The sequence below is a fragment of the Acinetobacter guillouiae genome (assembly GCF_002370525.2).
GTDB classification, from domain to species: Bacteria; Pseudomonadota; Gammaproteobacteria; order Pseudomonadales; family Moraxellaceae; genus Acinetobacter; species Acinetobacter guillouiae.
On sequence record NZ_AP014630.1, the window covers coordinates 3,766,272 to 3,781,388 of the forward strand.

Genomic DNA, 15,117 nt, shown 5'->3' on the forward strand with positions numbered 1-15,117 from the left:
TCAAAAATTAGTGCTTCAAACCATCTCTGCTAAGCCCTGCTTATGGATGGTTTTGCCTAATTGATGTAAATATCCATCATGAATTCATATTATTATAAAAATAATAAATATATTTATTTTCAGCTATTTAATTAACTTTTAAGCATACAATATATTGTTTTAAATGATGCACAAGAATCAATATCTTTCGCCATTGAACTAAAAAAGTAAACGCGTTTAAATGTAAACATTCATTCTGTATTCTAAAATAAAGGACTTTGCATGAACCGTCGTGTTGTCATCACTGGTATGGGCATTAACTCATGTATCGGTAATACATTGGAAGCTGTTAAGCACTCTTTGGAAAATGGTATTTCAGGGACACGTCATAATTCAACTTACGAAGAACTTAATTTTAAAAGTCATGTCAGTGCCGCAGCAGAACAAGATTTTGATGGTATTGACCGTAAACTCAAGCGCTTCATGGGCGTATGTGCAATGTATGCCTACAATTCTGCGCTTGCAGCCGTTGAACATGCAGGCTTAACGCCAGAACAATTGGGCGGTAATCCTCGTTACGGTATTGCAGGGGGTTCAGGTGGTAACTCAACTGCGTCTGTTACAGAGATGGTTAAACTTTTAGAAGAAAAAGGTGCGCGTAAAATTGGCCCGTTCTTCGTACCACGTAATATGTCAAACACCATTACTGCCAATGTCGGTGTTGCATTTAAATTACAAGGTGTTGCTCATTCAATCACTAGTGCTTGTGCAACTTCAGCTGATGCGATTGGCTATGCTTACAACCTAATTCAATTGGGTAAACAAGATTTAATGTTGGCCGGTGGCGGTGAAGAAGATCATTGGTCACAAAGCTTATTGTTTGATGCAATGGGCGCACTATGTTCTAAATATAATGATGCTCCAGAAACAGCGTCACGCCCATACTCAGCAGACCGTGACGGTTTTGTGATTGCGGGTGGTGGTGGTTTCGTTGTACTTGAATCACTTGAACATGCTCAAGCACGTGGTGCGAATATTCTTGCAGAAGTGGTTGCTTATGCTGCAAATTCGGATGGTGCGGATATGGTTGCACCATCGGGTGAAGGTGCGACCCGTTGTATTTTAATGGCTTTAGAAGAAGCTAAACAACATGGCGTAGATAAGGTTGACTATGTCAATACCCATGGTACTTCAACACCTGCTGGTGACGTAACTGAACTTCTTGCGATGGGTCGTGCATTTGGTGAAGGTAATGTTCCACCATTAAGCTCAACCAAGTCTATGACAGGTCACAGTCTGGGTGCTGCTGGTGTTCAAGAAGCCATTTATTCTGTATTAATGATGCAAAATGACTTCATCGCGCCAAACATCAATGTCACTGAACTTGATGAAGGCACAAAAGGTTATGACATCGTACTTGAAAAACGCGATACAAAATTGAATACTGTGATGAGTAACAGTTTCGGTTTTGGCGGTGTCAATGCTTGTCTCATTTTTAAAAAATGGGAAGGCTAAACAAAGAATTGTTGATCATTCAAATTTAAAATAAGTTTGGATGATCGACATCTCGCACACTGCCCTTAAAAGGGTAAATTGATGGATGCTCCTTCAGAAGCTTTCCTTTGGGTAAAAGCTTTACATATCATTGCAGTCGTGTGTTGGTTTGCAGCACTGTTTTATCTCCCGCGTTTGTTTGTCTACCATGCCATGAGCGATGACAATCTAAGTCATCAGCGTTTCGAGATCATGGAGCGTAAATTATATCGGGGCATTATGTGGCCTTCGATGATCGCAACATTAATCACTGCACATTTTCTCGTAGACTGGGGTGATGCAACACGTCATTACCATGAAGCTTTATGGTTTTATCTAAAAGTCGGTTTAGTTGGTCTTTTGGTGATTTACCACTTTGCCTGTGGTTATTACCGTAAAAAACTGATTGGCAATGCACATTATAAATCGCATAAGTTTTGGCGGTTTTTCAATGAGATGCCAACCCTGATTTTATTTGCAGTGGTGATTTTAGTGGTCGTTAAACCAACATTTTAACTTGTAGATAGAAACCTCCTAAATGGAGGTTTTTATTGATTGTATGTAATTTACAGGCCCACCTAAATAATTTTTTAATAAATTCAGCAATATGAAATTATAAAAACTTAATCCATGTCGCCATGCGATAGTTACTCCATACACGATTCAATGATGTAAAAGCAGTTGTTATTACCTTAAACAATGCACAATCACGCTATTGCGCTCAACATCAAGTCCGATTAGATCCGTTCCCGAATAACCATTTGCTTGTGCAAGCTCAATAAATATAGGATTTTTTCAATGGCTCTTAATTAGCCAATTTCTAATTTTTGCATTCATCGGTGTTGAATAATACTTTTCAATGGCCCAACTCAATACAAAAACAGCAATAAAATAAATTGGCAATAGCATTAATTTTTCACTTGCTAAGGTTTCTTTAGGAAAATAAAAAACTTTAAATAAACCCAAGATAATCAAATGAAACAAGTACATTTCATAACTACGTTGTCCAATCCACGCTACACCTTTTGACAATATAGAGCGAGATTCAGTATGTGGGTTCTGAGCAAAACAGAAGATCAACATTGCTGACAATAGAGCAAAAAGGCTGATTCCCCAAGTACTGACCTCTTTGATTGGTGCGTATAAATAAACAGTAACCATCAATACCACAATGATTGGAACCACGATTCTTGAAACCTGAATTTTTTGACTCATCCGCTGAGTCATTAAAGCAGTTAAGCAGCCAATCGCAATTCCATCAAAACTTGAGAAATAATGATAAAGATAAGCCCCACTTTCCTCAGCAAAATGTAATGAACGGAAATAAGGTGCATAAACGATGATTGCCAATAAAAATATAATAAAGCCTTTACCACGGCCTAATACAACACACAAAATCGGAAATACTAAATAAAAGACTTCCTCAACAGATAAGGACCACAGCACACCAAGTGCATAATTCACCCAGCCATTTTCAATGATCAGAATATTCATCCAAAAGGTAAAAGCAGAAAATACAGTTAAGCCGTAAGAAACTTCAATACCGTTTGGCTCTTGATTGATAAAGGGTTTTAACCCCATTGCACCCAGTGCCGTCACCAGCACTACCAGTAGTACCAAACAAGGCATAATTCGGGCAATACGGCGGATATAGAAATCTTTAAGTTTAATCTGCGCGAGTGTGCCACTTCTTTGTAAAGTATGTTGGGTGATTAAAAAACCTGAAATCACAAAAAATAGGGTCACACCATAATTACCATTGCGGGCAATTAAGGTACTCAAGCTTTCGCCAAAGATTTGTATACCTAGAAATGTGTCATGCAGTTTATAAGGAATATTAAAATGGTGGAGAAGTACCAATAAAATTGAAATTCCACGTAAGAGATCGATCTTGTTATTGCGCATATATGCTGTTGTTTAGCGTAAATGATACTATTAAACGTGTTTTTTATTTTTATTTCAGTATTTTATTTAGAATAATTTGTTAAATTTTACATTGAATCTATGCAATCCATCACGGGGAAAACCAAAAAATTAAATATCTTATATTTAATCTAAGCGTTTAATTTTTAAATTTAATTTATATCAAAATTTTTCATATCATAGTTATTCAGGAGATGATCTAACACCATCTCCTGATCAATTGAATATTCAACATTAAAGCTGTTGATTACGCTTTTTCATACGTGGTTTATACATCATTTGATAGGTCACCGCTAAAATAATGACCCACAATGGGCTGATGATTAAAGCTTTTAAAGTATCAGGCTCAAGACTTAAAATCACCAAAGTAAAGGCAAGGAAGATCAAAACAAGATAAGACATCCATACACCACCCGGCATTTTAAAGTTTGATTTCTCATGCAATTCTGGGCGTAATTTACGGTAGCGTATATAACACACCATAATAATACTCCAGATACTAATGAATAAAATCACACATAAAGAACTGGCTAAGGTAAATGCTTCAACGGTATTTGGAACAAAATATTGTAGTGCTGCACCTGCCATAATAAAACCACAAGAGAACAACAAACCTTTTGCAGGAACGGCGCGTTTAGACAGCTCAGCCAACTTCGTCGGTGCTTGCCCTTCTTTGGCCAATCCAAACAACATACGACTGGTTGAAAATACACCACTGTTCATCGATGACATTACCGAGGATAAAACCACCAAGTTCATAATCACAGCCGCTGCACCAATACCAGCATGTAGGAACAATGTGACAAATGGACTTTGATCCGCAGGAATTTCATTCCAAGGGGTTACCGACATCACAATAAAGAGTGCCAATACATAGAACAAAATAATACGGGTCGGAATCGCATTGACCGCTTTAGGTAAGTTCTTTTCAGGATCTTTGGTTTCTGCCGCCATAGTACCGATCAGTTCGACTCCGACAAAAGCAAACAAGGCGATTTGGAAACCTGCTAAAAAGCCACTTGCGCCTTTCGGGAACATGCCACCATGCGACCAGACATTGCTAAAGCTTGCAACTGAACCTGTTGGTGCTTGGAAATGGCTCAACACCATATAGCCACCAATAAGAATCAATCCGACAATGGCTAAAATTTTGATCAAAGCAAACCAAAACTCAATTTCACCAAACAACTTTACCGTGAGGAGATTAATCCCCAATACCAATAGTACGCATCCCGCACTAATTAAGGCTTGTCCCATGGGGGTAAAGGCGGTTCCGTCTGGAAGCCAAAAATTGAGATAATTGATAATTGCTGCTAAATCCGCAATACCCACTAAAATCCAACCGAGCCAGTATGACCAGCCAATATAATAGCCTGCACCTGGACCAATTAAATCATGTGCCATATCAATAAAGGATTTGTAGTGCAGATTTGAAAGTAGAATTTCACCCAATGCGCGCATCAGGAAAAAGAACATTGCACCAATGATCATATAAATGATCAGAATTGAAGGGCCTGCAAGGGAAATAGTTTTCCCTGAACCCATAAATAAGCCTGTACCAATCGCACCACCAATTGCAATTAATTGTAAGTGACGATTGGATAATTTCCGTTGTAGCTCATTTGGCGACGATGGTACGTCATCTGAATGGCTTGAAGTTGTCATAAAAATATCCTTTTTGACAATTTTTTGGAGGTAAAACCCGCTTGTGGCATAAGAACATTCCCGTTCTATTGTTCTACCTAACGCGAACTGGGCCACATGGTTTACATGTGACCAGCTTTAATTCGGGGCAAATACTGCTTTAATTATTGACAATAATCAATTCTACTTTATGACAAGAGATTAATTTATGCCTGCGCCGCAATAACTGCGATCTCAATCAACCAATCTGGATTAACCAAATCCGCTTGAATTGTTGCACGAGATGGTGCAACACAGCCTTCTAACCAATCAATCCAAATGGTGTTAAAAGTTGCAAAATCATCTAAATTTTTGATGTAGACATGAGCAGACAATAAACGTGATTTATCAGTATTTGCCTCAAGCAATAACTGATCAATCGTTGCCAAGATTTCTTGAGTTTGACCAATAATATCCTGTTGGGTATTTTTAGGAACTTGACCAGACAAATACACCACTTTATTGAAAATGGTGACTGCACTCATCACTTGATTGCTGTTGAGCTTTTGAATATCTGCGTGTTGAACGTTGTTTGACATGTTGATGTCCTTATTTTGAAATTTTAAAATTGACCCGTGCAGTTACACCACACATGAGCTCATAACCTACGGTTCCAGAACTTGCTGCAACTTCATCAATCGGCAGTACAGTTCCATTTGACGACTGTCCCCAAAGTACCACTTCGCTTCCAACTCGCGCATCTGGTATATGGGTTAAATCAACCGCTAACATGTCCATGCTGACACGACCAATAGTTTGGGTTCGTACAGAATTAACCAATACGGGTGCATCCGTCGAAATACGTTGGTAACCATCTGCATAACCACATGCCACGATTCCGATTTTCATGGCTTGGGTTGCAGTAAATCTAGATCCATACCCTACTGTTTCACTTGGCTGTAAATCTTGAATTGCAATGATTTCACTGCGTAAACTCATGCTTGGTTTAAGATTCCAATCTTGAATTGAATGTGTTGGATAGTCTGGAGAACTGCCGTACAGCATAATCCCGCTACGAATATAATCTGAACGTAAATCTTGTGAATGTCGGAGAATGGCCGCACTATTTGAAACTGAGCGCTCACCGTCTAAATCTTGAATGGTTTGTTCAAAAATAGCTTGCTGGTAGGCAATCCCAGATTGCCCCAAACGCTCACCATCAGCATCTGAAAAATGCATCATATGCGTGATAGATTTCACCATATCGAATTGCTTTAATCTTTGCCACATTGCCCGATACGCATCAGGTTTAAACCCAAGGCGATTCATTCCTGTATTCATTTTTAAAAATACATCGAATTGCGTCTGTGCTGGATTGTCTTTGAGAGATTGGCTTTGAAATTGTTCTAGCCAATTCACTTGATCTTCATTATGTAGGCTAAAACTTAATTGATACTTTTCACAATCCAATAAATCATCTGCTGAAAAAATGCCTTCTAAGAGCAGAATTGGACCTGTCCATCCCGATGTTCTTAGGCGTTTTGCTTCATCGATATCCAACAAAGCAAAACCATCTGCGGATTTGAATGCATCATAGACACGTTCAATACCGTGTCCATAAGCATTGGCCTTGACCACGGTAAAAACTTTACTTTGTGGCATAAATTGACGGGCGACATTCAGGTTATGCAACAAAGCATCCTGATGAATGACGGCAGTAATTGGTCTAGGCATTTTATTCATCCCTGAATATGGATTGGCGTTGTAAATTATTTATCGCTAAACAATTTATTTATCACTGTTTTAATAAAGTGGCACTTAAGCAGCGTGTGGATAACGCTGAATAGATAAACCTTCGGTACTGATATCGGTTTGATGATTAAGTACCAAATCACTAATCAATTTTCCTGAACCACATGCCATCGTCCAGCCTAAAGTGCCATGTCCAGTATTGAGGAATAAGTTTTTAAAACGTGTTGCGCCAATAATTGGTGTGCTGTCTGGGGTCATTGGGCGAAGACCGGTCCAAAATGATGCTTGTGCCAAATCACCACCTGGGAATAAATCTTGGGTCACCATTTCCAATGTGCCACGGCGATCGGCATTTAAACCATGATTAAAACCGCTTAATTCTGCCATTCCACCAACACGAATACGTTGATCAAAACGAGTAATTGCGATTTTATAGGTTTCATCCAAAACTGTAGATTGTGGTGCAAATGTTGGATCAACAATTGGAATGGTTAAAGAATAACCCTTCACTGGGTAAACTGGTAAATTCAATTCCAGCGGCTTTAAGAAATCACGTGAATAGCTACCAAAAGCCAATACATAGCGATCAGCAGTTAACACTTCACCATTAACCACCACACCTTTGATTTCATCACCTTCAACCACCAATCTTTCAACATTTTGGTTGAATTTAAACTCGACACCTAAACCTTTGGCTAAATTGGCTAAAGCATTGGTAAATAAATAGCAGTCGCCCGTTTCATCATTTGGAAGATGTAAACCACCGACCAATTTATCTTTGGCATGTTCAAGTGCTGGTTCTACTTTAGCAAGATCATCTTTAAGCAATAACTCATGTGGAACACCACATTCTTTAAGTACAGCAATATCACGCTGAACCATTTCTAATTGAGCTTCATTACGGAAAACTTGCAATGTGCCTTTTGAACGGTTTTCGTATTCAATGCCAGTATCTTTACGCAGTTCTCTTAAACAGTCTCGGCTATATTCTGCTACACGGGTCATACGTTCTTTGTTGATCGCATAACTTTCTGAGTTACAGTTTTTAAGCATTTGCGCCATCCACTGTAACTGCCACATACTGCCATCGATATTAATCGCAAGTGGTGCATGATGTTGAAACATCCACTTAACCGCTTTAAACGGAATACCGGGTGCAGCCCACGGTGTCGAATATCCTGGAGAAATTTGACCTGCATTACCAAAGCTGGTTTCTTCAGCTGGACCTGCTTGACGGTCTAAAACTGTAACTTGTGCTCCTTGCTGCGCGAGGTAATATGCACTTGCTACGCCAATCACACCACTACCTAATACTATTACACGCATTTCTTATCCTTTATGCATTTACTAGTTTATTTCACTAGTATATTTTTGGTTCAATAGTTTATTTCACTATTTTTAATGCTAAAATTTAGGTGTTTTAATTTATTGTCGTGAAAAATGATTAAAAAAAAGGGAATAATTGATGCGTAAATTAGACCGTATAGATCGAATGATTTTAGATATTCTTCAAAATGAGGGTCGAATTGCCATCAGCGAGTTGGCCTCACGGGTCAGTTTATCGACCACACCCTGTTCTGAACGCGTCAAACGTTTGGAGCGAGATGGTATCATTATGGGTTATCATGCACGTCTAAACCCGAAACATCTTGATCGCAACTTATTGGTTTTCCTAGAAATTAGTTTATCTGCAAAGTCTGGTGATGTGTTTGAACAAGTAGCTAAAGACTTAATGGAAATACCAGAAGTACAAGAGTGCCACCTTATTTCGGGAGATTTTGATTATTTAGTCAAAGCCCGATTAAAAGAAATGAGCGCTTATCGACGCTTACTTGGTGATTTACTTAAAAAACTTCCATCTTCAGCCTCTTCACATAGCTATATTGTGATGGAGGAAATTAAGGAGTCATTATATTTGGATGTGCGCTAATTCCATCATTTTACCTTTAGATGGGCTGACTTGGGATGTATTGCAGATTTAAACATCTCACCACATTAGATCCAAGTTTTACTGCAAGTGGATCGTAAATTGAGCGGTGATGGACTTAAGCGTTTAATGCTTCCACATCATGCAGTATCTCTACCCAATTGAGTGAATGACATTAAAAGATTACTGAGGATTTAGTCACTGTTTAAATATGTGATTGCTACTAACCAACCAACTATGTGATTACGAGTAAAATCCCCAACACATCGATAAAATATTCTCGGTTGGGGATCATTAAGGTAAATTCAAATTATCCCAAAAGTCTGAACTAAAAGCAGATTTAGAGCAGGTTTAACAATTCAGAGAACTTTGCAATTTTTGCTTTCGGCGCTGCTTCGTCCAATTCTTGTTTTGAGCCATATCCATATTCTACCGCAATGGTTTCAATCGCATTTTTACGTGCACCAAAAATATCATGTTCCCGGTCTCCCACCATCAAACACTCTTCTGGATTTAATTTTTCTTTTTCAAGGATATAAGTGATTAACTCACCTTTATTGGTGCGCTCGCCATTTAACTCACTGCCATAGGGATAATCAAAATATTTTAATAAATCAAAATGATCTAAGATTTGACGTGCATAAACTTCAGGTTTTGCGGTGGCTAAAAACAGTCGATAGCCCTTACTTTTTAAGGCTTCCAAGGTTTGCGCTACATCATCAAAAACATGATTTTCAAATAAGCCTATTACAGCAAAACGTTCACGATAACCCAATAAAGCTTGTTCAGCTAAAATATCATTTGCTTCAACATTGAGTAGCTTTGCCAATGATGCCTTTAACGGTGGACCAATAATCCAGTCGATATTTTCACTGTCAGGAATCGGATGCCCAACCTTTGCAAGTCCATAACGTGCAGATGTCGTAATGCCTACTTTTGGGTCGGTTAATGTGCCGTCGAGATCAATTAAAATATTCTTTATCACCATCCAATCCTTTAAATCTGTGTTTGAAACAATTATCAAATTACTATCGAGTGTTCTCGTAAACTTGCCTATACTAACGTAAATTTGTGAATTAAGGACATCATTGTGCGCCCTACTGTACTTTGTTTTTCAGGTCTAGACCCTTCTGGTGGTGCTGGTATACAGGCTGATATTGAAGCGATTGGTCAAAGCGGCGCACATGCGGCAATTGCTTGTACAGCATTAACTATTCAGAACTCTCAACAAGTTTTTGGTTTTGAAGCCAGCTCCAAAGAACTACTGCTTGCTCAGGCCAATGCAGTTGTCGGTGATTTACCTATTAAAGCCATCAAATCGGGGATGTTAGGGACGACAGATAATATTGCTGGACTGGCTGAGTTTTTACGTGAACATCCAGATTATCTATATGTACTTGATCCTGTTTTAGTGGCAAATAGTGGTGGTTCACTGGGTAATCAAGAGACCTTGGTTAAAGCCTTTATTGAACTGATTCCACTGGCAACAATCATTACCCCAAATACTGTGGAATTACGTGCCTTAACAGCAGAACAAGACATAGAAAAAGCCACAGCCAAGCTGTTTGAAATGGGCGCACAAGCTGTTCTGGTAAAAGGTGGGCATGAAGATACCCCAGACTATATTCGCAATGCCTTGTATGTGAATGGTGAAATGATCGCTGAATCTAAATGTCCCCGTTTAGAAGGTGAATACCATGGTTCAGGTTGTTCATTGGCAAGCTTTATTGCAGGACGTTTAGCACTAGGAGATCCGCTTAAAATCGCGGTACAACATGCTGAAACATGGTTATTTGGTGTATTAAAAAATGCCGAAACGCCGATTGAAGGTGGGCAAAAAATTCCAAAGCGCTTTTAAATGTTGAATATTACTCTGCACTTTTGAAAATAGCATCCAAGTTTCAATAAACAGCTGAAACTTGGAAATCCCCTAAAACAATTGGAATGACAACGAGAATAACAATGCATAAAACACTCACGACAATAATGCTATCAAGTTTACTTTTAACCCCATTCGCATTTGCTCAACCACAACAACAAACTGTAAATCGCAATATTAACGATGTAGTGAATGGGCAAAAAACCCATTTTATTTTTAAAGATGGCGATGACGAATCAGGTCAACTCATCATTCAAACAGCGGCTAAACAGCAAGCATTTGATCTTGCAGAATTACCATTTGAACGAAAACGACAGATTCATTTTCAAGACTATAATTTTGATGGATATACCGATATTGCTGTGTCTACACCTGATATGGGAATGGGGGTTTATTCTATTTTTGATATTTTTCTCTATCGACCTAAAAGTAAAGATTATCAAGTGTTGGACCAAGAAAAAATTGATTTTAGCCATGCACAATGTTCTGGATTGACGGATCTCAAACTGATTACCCAGAAGAAACAAATGACCAGCTCATGTCGAGGTGGTGCAAGATGGTGGATCGACACTTACCAATTTAAAAATGGGCAATGGAAATGGTTAAAGTCTAAAGCAGCGGAGAGTGATTCATCATCTTTTTATTGAAACGTTTGGCAATAATTGACGCACTCAATATCACAGTTTGGAATAGTAAATGAATTTACCAACTGAATTTAAAGGAGTAAATTGATAACTTGCAATAGCGATTGAGCTTTTTTAATAAGATACCCCATTATAAAAAACGAGAGCATGTCCATTGTCCAATCGAATTCATCAAATTGATCCATTGCGCCCTCCAATTGTTGGTACAGAGGCAATATCCTTATTGACGGAACACTCTTTTCCTCGTCACTCCCATGATTACTTTGGCATAGGTATGATTACAAGTGGTGCACAACGCTCATGGAGCTTAATCGGTCAAGTCGAAGCGATATCTAGTGATATTATTATTGTAAATCCTGGTGAAATCCATGATGGTATTCCACTCAATGGCCCCCGTTCTTGGCAAATGATTTATATTCAGCCAGAACTATTAAAGCAAGAGTTAGTTGCCGAAGGGCGTAGTGCTGATGCTATCTTGAATCCTTTGGTCCGCGATGGACTTTTGAATCAGCATTTATTACGGCTATTTAATGAAATGGCTCAGTCTGTTGTTGAAAGTGTTGCACTAGAAGAAATGCTTTTGTTTAGCTTAATGCATGTAAGCCGTTATCACATGCTGTCGAAAAACTATCAACCCACCCTGTCTTTTTCCGTAAAGCGTGCTAAAGAATATCTTGATGATATGGCAGAACATAACGTTACACTAAGTGAGCTCGCTCATTTATGTGACCTTAGCCGTTTTCAGCTACTACGAAGTTTTTCTCATGAGTTTGGTATTACACCTCATGCCTACTTACTGCAACGACGAGTGTGCCATGCACGACGTTATCTATTGCAAGGAAAAACCTTGGTTGATGCGGCTTTATTTGCAGGCTTTGCCGATCAAAGCCATATGACAAGAGCTTTTGTACGTCAATTTGGAATTACACCGAGCCGCTATCAAAAAAGTTACTTGTCTTAAAGACTCCTGCAATTTTATTCAAGACGACTGATATTAGTTTCTATGATAATCAGCCGAAATCCACTTTCGGAATAGACTCATGCAGATTAGTATCGAATTTTTAATGACATCATTTATTGTTGTTATTTCTCCAGGCTCAGGTACGATTTATACCATTGCAACAGGTTTATCACGCGGAACAAAAGCCAGCCTAATAGCTGCAATTACCTGCACATTTGGCATTATTCCACATATGTTACTTGCAATATTGGGACTTGCTTTTGTGTTTACTGTCAGTAGCAATGTATTTATGATCTTAAAATTTTTGGGTGTTGCCTATTTGTTATATATGGCTTGGTTAGCACTCCAAGACAAAGGAACATTTCATTTTGAGCAAAAAAATACAGAAGATTCTGCACTTAAAATTATGAATCACGCGATATTTATTAATTTATTTAACCCAAAACTCCCATTGTTTTTTCTCGCCTTTTTACCTCAGTTCATCTCCACTGATACCGCCCACCCCATATGGGATATGTTCGTGTTGAGCTTAATCTTTATGCTGATTACATTGGTGGTTTTTATCATTTATGGTGTTTTCGCAGCAATGATGCGCCAACATGTATTAGATAGACCTATTGTACTTAAATGGCTTAGAGGTATATTTGCTTTAGCTTTTATTGGTTTGAGTATGAAATTATTATTTAGTTCTAAATCATGACAGTTATTATAAATTTTTATTTCCAAATTACAGGAAATGAAGCAAAGTTTGCTCTAAGTTAAAAATTAAAGGAATTAAAATTAAAGAATGTTGATCTTTCTATTGATTAAGTTAAAGAGAATTACGTGTACCATAACCCAAACTTGGGCTGACTTTTAGCAATCTTGAATTAAAATGATCAATTTAAATTTGAGTTAAATTTTCTCCAACTTTAACAAAACATCCTTATTATCCAACCCACCCGCAAAACCCACTAATTTACCATCAGCCCCGACCACACGATGACATGGCGCAATAATAGAGATCGGATTTTTACCATTCGCTGCGCCCACTGCCCGAACCGCTTTGACATTTCCAATCTGTTCTGCGATCTCTTTATAGCTACGCGTTTCACCAAATGGAATCGTCAACAAAGCTTGCCAAACTTTCTGCTGAAACTCAGTCCCCGCAAAATCTAGCGGTAAATCAAACTGGGTTCTTTTTCCTTGAAAATACTCATTCAATTGTTTCGCCGTCTCCAACAAAACTGGATGTGTATTGTTTTTAATTAATTCGGCCAAACGAACCCGTTTAGGATTTTCATTTTCCCAAAGTACTGCAACCAAGGCATGATCGTGGGCGACTAATTTTAATATCCCGACTGGGGAGCTCATTTCCATAAATGAAAGTTGCATGTCCTTATTCCCTTTCCAACTCAGCAACAGCTTAACTTAGCTTGAAGATAATTTCATCAAAATAAGACCTGAAATAATCAATACAGCAGCCAACATTCGCATCGCTGAAGCTGCTTCACCTAAAAAGAAAATTCCGACGGCAAAAGAACCAATCGCACCAATCCCCGTCCACACGGTATAAGCGGTACCAAGTGGTAATGTTTTCATTGCATAAGAAAGTAATGCAAAACTTGCAATCATAAAGATGATGGTCAAGATACTCGGTGTCAGCTTGGTAAACCCATCAGACACCTTCATAAAATATGCCCAAACCACCTCAAGCACACCCGCAACTGCCAATAAAACCCATGCCATTACACATTCACCATTTTCTATTGGGTGTTTCCAATATTGATTACACCATGAACTACACATAAAAAAAGTGCTACCTCCTACAGAAATAGCACTTAAACATTTCAATAAATTAAGACGAAGAAAGTTTCATTAAAACTAAGCCAGAAACAATCAGTACAGCAGCGAACATCCGCATTGCTGTCGCAGGTTCACCCAAAATAAAAATACCAACCAAGAATGAGCCTATCGCTCCAATCCCGGTCCAAATGGTATAAGCAGTTCCCAATGGCAAAGTACGCATCGCATATGCCAATAGACCAAAGCTTAAAATCATAAAAAATAAGGTGACAATACTTGGTGTAAGCTTTGTAAAACCTTCGGACAATTTCATACTATATGCCCAAACGATTTCAAAGATACCTGCGAAAATAAGAAAAACCCAAGCCATGACCAGCTCCAAATTTAAATTAGAATCAGGCCGTCCTGACGATTTTTCTCAAATTGAGGGAGGTCGTTCCTCCTGAAGAAGCCTAATTATATCAACTCATGTTGAGGAATTTATTAAAATTTACAAAATTTGACCTTTTTTACATTTCGAATAATTTTTTTTCATGAGGCTTACTTTATGATCAAGCATGCTAAATATAAAAATCAGGAATCAAAACCATGAAACATGATTATTGGGGTGATATCCACCCGAGCTGGGCTGGGTTTAGTTCAGAAACATTTTTTTCACATTGTTTTTTTAATCAAAATGCTGATCGGGAGATTTTCTTAGGGGAAGAGTTTGATGAAGATGGCGATGAAATCGAAGAAGCGCCCAATCTTGATCAACTCAACGCTTTTGCAAAAACCTACCAATTATTTATCAACAGTATTGAACAACATATTCAGACCATTCAGCAACATGCTTTTGAACGCTATCAAAAGCTTTATGCACATTATTATGAAAATCCAGAAAAATCAGGTGAGGCTGCATTGAATATTCAGGATGTGGAATCTCATAATCCTTATATACAGACCATGTTAAATTTGCGTGTGAGTACACCCGATACCTTAACCCTCTCTATTCACTATGATTTAGATACAGAGCATGGAATGGAATTTAAATTTGTAAATAACCAGCTTGAACGTGTTGCTGGCATTGCAGAAACGTAAAAGGTCACTCCCAAAGAAGTGACCTTTTGCT

General features: G+C 38.3%; 17 protein-coding genes. 8 read left to right on the forward strand and 9 right to left on the reverse strand.

Annotated elements, in window-relative coordinates; genetic code table 11:
* Positions 1–261: 261 nt before the first annotated feature.
* Both AS4_RS17430 and hemJ read left to right on the forward strand, forming a co-directional pair.
* Entirely contained in the window at positions 262–1,494 is a 1,233-nt protein-coding gene (locus AS4_RS17430) for a beta-ketoacyl synthase N-terminal-like domain-containing protein (protein ID WP_004723663.1), read from the forward strand.
* Positions 1,495–1,575: 81 nt separating this feature from the next.
* Positions 1,576–2,028: a protoporphyrinogen oxidase HemJ gene (hemJ, locus tag AS4_RS17435; protein WP_096735018.1), complete on the forward strand. Its 453-nt coding sequence runs from the start codon at positions 1,576–1,578 to the stop codon at positions 2,026–2,028.
* 279 nt (positions 2,029–2,307) lie between these two features.
* On the opposite strand, the gene AS4_RS17440 is transcribed toward hemJ, so the two are convergent.
* From AS4_RS17440 to AS4_RS17460, 5 genes are all read right to left on the reverse strand, one after another.
* On the reverse strand, positions 2,308–3,417 hold the full coding sequence (locus AS4_RS17440; protein ID WP_096735019.1) for an acyltransferase family protein: 1,110 nt from the start codon (positions 3,415–3,417) through the stop codon (positions 2,308–2,310).
* 252 nt (positions 3,418–3,669) lie between these two features.
* The gene (locus AS4_RS17445) at positions 3,670–5,100 is read right to left on the reverse strand and encodes an amino acid permease (RefSeq protein ID WP_004723666.1); all 1,431 of its coding nucleotides are present in this window, start codon (positions 5,098–5,100) and stop codon (positions 3,670–3,672) included.
* A gap of 185 nt (positions 5,101–5,285) precedes the next feature.
* Positions 5,286–5,657 (reverse strand): RidA family protein, encoded by a 372-nt coding sequence (locus AS4_RS17450; protein ID WP_004723667.1) that lies wholly within the window; start codon positions 5,655–5,657, stop codon positions 5,286–5,288.
* 10 nt (positions 5,658–5,667) lie between these two features.
* Positions 5,668–6,792, reverse strand: coding sequence for an alanine racemase (gene alr, locus AS4_RS17455; RefSeq protein WP_096735020.1), 1,125 nt, complete (start codon positions 6,790–6,792; stop codon positions 5,668–5,670).
* Positions 6,793–6,876: 84 nt separating this feature from the next.
* The gene (locus AS4_RS17460) at positions 6,877–8,136 is read right to left on the reverse strand and encodes a D-amino acid dehydrogenase (protein ID WP_004723669.1); all 1,260 of its coding nucleotides are present in this window, start codon (positions 8,134–8,136) and stop codon (positions 6,877–6,879) included.
* A gap of 139 nt (positions 8,137–8,275) precedes the next feature.
* Between AS4_RS17460 and AS4_RS17465 the strand changes: the two genes are divergently transcribed.
* Positions 8,276–8,740 (forward strand): Lrp/AsnC ligand binding domain-containing protein, encoded by a 465-nt coding sequence (locus AS4_RS17465; RefSeq protein WP_004723670.1) that lies wholly within the window; start codon positions 8,276–8,278, stop codon positions 8,738–8,740.
* Positions 8,741–9,077: 337 nt separating this feature from the next.
* On the opposite strand, the gene AS4_RS17470 is transcribed toward AS4_RS17465, so the two are convergent.
* A complete protein-coding gene (locus tag AS4_RS17470) occupies positions 9,078–9,725 on the reverse strand; it encodes an HAD-IA family hydrolase (protein ID WP_406565186.1) in 648 nt (215 codons plus the stop codon).
* Positions 9,726–9,827: 102 nt separating this feature from the next.
* On the opposite strand from AS4_RS17470, the gene AS4_RS17475 reads away from it, so the two are divergent.
* From AS4_RS17475 to AS4_RS17490, 4 genes are all read left to right on the forward strand, one after another.
* On the forward strand, positions 9,828–10,595 hold the full coding sequence (locus AS4_RS17475; RefSeq protein ID WP_096735021.1) for a hydroxymethylpyrimidine/phosphomethylpyrimidine kinase: 768 nt from the start codon (positions 9,828–9,830) through the stop codon (positions 10,593–10,595).
* A 104-nt stretch (positions 10,596–10,699) separates the two neighbouring features.
* Positions 10,700–11,263 carry an XAC2610-related protein gene (locus AS4_RS17480; RefSeq protein WP_096735022.1) on the forward strand — a complete coding sequence of 188 codons (564 nt, stop codon included), beginning with the start codon at positions 10,700–10,702 and terminating at the stop codon, positions 11,261–11,263.
* 151 nt (positions 11,264–11,414) lie between these two features.
* The gene (locus AS4_RS17485) at positions 11,415–12,221 is read left to right on the forward strand and encodes a helix-turn-helix transcriptional regulator (RefSeq protein WP_096735023.1); all 807 of its coding nucleotides are present in this window, start codon (positions 11,415–11,417) and stop codon (positions 12,219–12,221) included.
* Positions 12,222–12,300: 79 nt separating this feature from the next.
* The gene (locus AS4_RS17490; RefSeq protein WP_096735024.1) at positions 12,301–12,921 is read left to right on the forward strand and encodes a LysE family translocator; all 621 of its coding nucleotides are present in this window, start codon (positions 12,301–12,303) and stop codon (positions 12,919–12,921) included.
* 194 nt (positions 12,922–13,115) lie between these two features.
* Here the strand turns inward: AS4_RS17490 and AS4_RS17495 are convergent, their stop codons facing one another.
* From AS4_RS17495 to AS4_RS17505, 3 genes are all read right to left on the reverse strand, one after another.
* Positions 13,116–13,595, reverse strand: a complete 480-nt coding sequence (locus AS4_RS17495) for a methylated-DNA--[protein]-cysteine S-methyltransferase (protein WP_004817592.1) — start codon at positions 13,593–13,595, stop codon at positions 13,116–13,118.
* Between the two features lie 36 nt (positions 13,596–13,631).
* Positions 13,632–13,949: a DMT family transporter gene (locus AS4_RS17500; protein ID WP_034617609.1), complete on the reverse strand. Its 318-nt coding sequence runs from the start codon at positions 13,947–13,949 to the stop codon at positions 13,632–13,634.
* 109 nt (positions 13,950–14,058) lie between these two features.
* Positions 14,059–14,376, reverse strand: coding sequence for a DMT family transporter (locus tag AS4_RS17505; RefSeq protein ID WP_004723678.1), 318 nt, complete (start codon positions 14,374–14,376; stop codon positions 14,059–14,061).
* Positions 14,377–14,594: 218 nt separating this feature from the next.
* Between AS4_RS17505 and AS4_RS17510 the strand changes: the two genes are divergently transcribed.
* Entirely contained in the window at positions 14,595–15,086 is a 492-nt protein-coding gene (locus AS4_RS17510) for a DUF6985 domain-containing protein (RefSeq protein ID WP_004723679.1), read from the forward strand.
* The last annotated feature ends 31 nt before the right edge of the window (positions 15,087–15,117 follow it).

Excerpts from the sequence above, each read along its gene's own strand:
- AS4_RS17430 (WP_004723663.1), top strand. The coding sequence starts at position 262 with ATGAACCGTCGTGTTGTCATCACTGGTATGGGCATTAACTCATGTATC.
- hemJ (WP_096735018.1), top strand. The coding sequence starts at position 1,576 with ATGGATGCTCCTTCAGAAGCTTTCCTTTGGGTAAAAGCTTTACATATC.
- AS4_RS17440 (WP_096735019.1), bottom strand. The coding sequence starts at position 3,417 with ATGCGCAATAACAAGATCGATCTCTTACGTGGAATTTCAATTTTATTG.
- AS4_RS17445 (WP_004723666.1), bottom strand. The coding sequence starts at position 5,100 with ATGACAACTTCAAGCCATTCAGATGACGTACCATCGTCGCCAAATGAG.
- AS4_RS17450 (WP_004723667.1), bottom strand. The coding sequence starts at position 5,657 with ATGTCAAACAACGTTCAACACGCAGATATTCAAAAGCTCAACAGCAAT.
- alr (WP_096735020.1), bottom strand. The coding sequence starts at position 6,792 with ATGCCTAGACCAATTACTGCCGTCATTCATCAGGATGCTTTGTTGCAT.
- AS4_RS17460 (WP_004723669.1), bottom strand. The coding sequence starts at position 8,136 with ATGCGTGTAATAGTATTAGGTAGTGGTGTGATTGGCGTAGCAAGTGCA.
- AS4_RS17465 (WP_004723670.1), top strand. The coding sequence starts at position 8,276 with ATGCGTAAATTAGACCGTATAGATCGAATGATTTTAGATATTCTTCAA.
- AS4_RS17470 (WP_406565186.1), bottom strand. The coding sequence starts at position 9,725 with ATGGTGATAAAGAATATTTTAATTGATCTCGACGGCACATTAACCGAC.
- AS4_RS17480 (WP_096735022.1), top strand. The coding sequence starts at position 10,700 with ATGCATAAAACACTCACGACAATAATGCTATCAAGTTTACTTTTAACC.
- AS4_RS17490 (WP_096735024.1), top strand. The coding sequence starts at position 12,301 with ATGCAGATTAGTATCGAATTTTTAATGACATCATTTATTGTTGTTATT.
- AS4_RS17495 (WP_004817592.1), bottom strand. The coding sequence starts at position 13,595 with ATGCAACTTTCATTTATGGAAATGAGCTCCCCAGTCGGGATATTAAAA.
- AS4_RS17500 (WP_034617609.1), bottom strand. The coding sequence starts at position 13,949 with ATGGCATGGGTTTTATTGGCAGTTGCGGGTGTGCTTGAGGTGGTTTGG.
- AS4_RS17505 (WP_004723678.1), bottom strand. The coding sequence starts at position 14,376 with ATGGCTTGGGTTTTTCTTATTTTCGCAGGTATCTTTGAAATCGTTTGG.
- AS4_RS17510 (WP_004723679.1), top strand. The coding sequence starts at position 14,595 with ATGAAACATGATTATTGGGGTGATATCCACCCGAGCTGGGCTGGGTTT.